Annotated in this window: 1 protein-coding gene and 1 pseudogene; both read right to left on the reverse strand. The window is 50.5% G+C overall.

What is annotated here, in order from left to right:
- Nucleotides 1-574, reverse strand: a pseudogene (locus ACTHUM_RS12395) (lipopolysaccharide biosynthesis protein); the annotation flags it as partial.
- Between the two features lie 168 nt (nucleotides 575-742).
- Nucleotides 743-1,999, reverse strand: a complete 1,257-nt coding sequence (locus ACTHUM_RS12400; protein WP_440402843.1) for a nucleotide sugar dehydrogenase — start codon at nucleotides 1,997-1,999, stop codon at nucleotides 743-745.
- Nucleotides 2,000-2,001: the final 2 nt, after the last annotated feature.

Consider the following 2,001-nt stretch of genomic DNA (forward strand, 5'->3'; position numbering starts at 1 on the left):
GCTGATATATCAACAGTACAACGGTCAGCACTTGGGCTGCGGTGTAGGTAAAAACCAGCGAAGTAGTATTGGTAGGTAAGCCGGAAGCAATCACGGCAAAAACCAACACCAAAATCAAGAATTTCGGCGCAAGCTGGCTGACGGAAAAAGCCAATGCCTGCTCTTTCATCCGCAAAATCAAGGCTAAAAAACGGGTAATCAGCGTAGTGGCCAAGAAAATCAGAAAGAGAATCCCCAAATTTGCACTGGGGATGTCAAAAATGATTTCAGACGGCCATGATGCGTTTATCAGTAACACTAAAACCACAACCGCCACAGTCAGAATCAATGGCGATAAAAAAACGGATTTGAACAGCGCGGCCTTGTCTTTAACGGCGTAATAGTCGCGAATATAGGATTGGTCCAGCCCCAAGCCCAGCAACAGGATGCTCAGTCCGGCAATGGTCTGCAAGAGTACGATACGGCCGATGTCTTCCGCAGGGAAGTACCATGAGATGAGCGGCAGGGAAAGCAGGCCGAAAGCGGCGCTTCCTATCGGGCCCAATGCGTAGCCGAGGATTTTTTTCGCGTTCATATTATTTGTTTTCAGACGGCCAGAAGTTCGAGCTGAGCGTTTTTCGTAGGGTATGTGTTGTTACCGTTGCCGGTTTGCCAAGGCCGTCTGAAAAACAAATAGCCTTGGGAAACCGGCTACCGTCCCGGTCGGGGAAACCGGAGGCAGCCGGATGTGTCTGAAGCAAGATTATGCTTTGATGACTTTAGGATTTTTTACTGGGAATTTGCCGCGTGTATCGACAATCAGCTTGGCATGTTCGGTGATCATGTCATAGTCGAATTTGTCGTGATCGGTGGTCAGAACCACGCAATCGTATTGGGCGACAGTTTCAGGAGTCAGCGCTTCGCTCTTCAGGTCGAAGTAGTGGTGGCCGGGGATGTGTGGGAACTCTGGAACGTGCGGGTCAGAGTAGGAAACCACTGCGCCCAGTTTGTGCAGGCGGTCCATCACTTCTACAGACGGGCTTTCACGCATATCGTCCACGTTTTTCTTGTAGGCGATACCCAATACCAAGATTTTGCTGTCTTTGATAGAACGGTTGTGGTCATTCAAAGCCAGGCCGACTTTTTCGATAACGTAGTCAGGCATGTGGGAGTTTACTTCGCCGGCAAGCTCGATGAAGCGGGTGTTTACGCCGTATTCGCGTGCTTTCCAAGTCAGGTAGAACGGGTCGATAGGGATACAGTGACCACCCAAGCCTGGACCTGGGTAATAAGCAACGAAGCCGAACGGTTTGGTCGCAGCGGCATTGATGACTTCGTGAATGTCGATGCCCATTTTGTCGGCAACGATTTTCATCTCGTTCACCAAGCCAATGTTTACGGCGCGGTGGATGTTTTCCAGGAGTTTGGTCAGCTCGGCAGCTTTGGTGGAGCTTACTGGAACAACTTTATCGATGGCAGGTTGGTACAGCGCAAGGCCGACTTCCAAACAGGCAGGGGTATGGCCGCCGATGACTTTTGGAATGGTACGGGTTTCAAAGTTAGGGTTACCCGGGTCTTCACGCTCAGGAGAGTAAACTAAGAACACGTCTTGACCGACTTTCAAGCCGCCTTCTTCCATACGTGGCAGCAATTCTTCTTCGGTAGTACCGGGGTAGGTGGTGGATTCTAAAGACAGCACTTGACCGGCGCGCAGGTAAGGTTTTACCGCATCGGTAGTGTCAATCACAAAGCTCATGTCCGGCTCACGGTATTTGTTCAGCGGAGTCGGTACGCACAAAATGACGGCTTCTACTTCGCCGATGCGGGAGAAGTCGGTCGTTGCTTCAAACAGGCTGTTGGAAGCAGCGGCAATTTTGTCGGAAGGGATATGCTCAATGTAGCTTTCGCCTTTGTTGAGCTTGTCGACTTTGTTGGTGTCAATGTCGAAACCCAAAACTTGGTAACCGATATCCACATAGCGCAACATCAGTGGTAAACCGACGTAGCCTAAGCCAACGATGC

The organism is Neisseria sp. P0021.S006, assembly GCF_051956895.1.